The sequence below is a fragment of the Pantoea sp. GbtcB22 genome (genome assembly GCF_019091025.1).
Classification (GTDB): Bacteria; Pseudomonadota; Gammaproteobacteria; order Enterobacterales; family Enterobacteriaceae; genus Pantoea; species Pantoea leporis.
The window spans coordinates 1-228 of sequence record NZ_JAGXKB010001100.1; the positions used below are offsets into that span (position 1 = coordinate 1).

1 protein-coding gene is annotated in these 228 nt (G+C 54.4%); it reads left to right on the forward strand.

The genetic code is table 11. The features are described from left to right. Positions 1 to 153, forward strand: a 153-nt coding sequence (locus KVT28_RS27635; RefSeq protein WP_217551553.1) for an NAD(P)/FAD-dependent oxidoreductase, incomplete at its 5' end; no start/stop codon positions are given. Between the last annotated feature and the right edge of the window lie 75 nt (positions 154 to 228).

Sequence of the window (228 nt, forward strand, 5' to 3'; positions counted from 1 at the left end):
GATACCACCCAACTGTCGTCAAAAACCATGGAAGCGCGCGAGGTGCCAGGTTTGTTCTTTATCGGCGAAGTGGTGGACGTTCCCGGTTGGCTGGGCGGCTACAACTTCCAGTGGGCGTGGAGCTCGGCCTGGGCGTGCGCGCAGGCGCTTTAACTCTCGTCGCTATGATGGCGCATTTCCTTTCTCCAGCGGATGAACCTATTGATGTTAAAACTCAAATTTATTGTG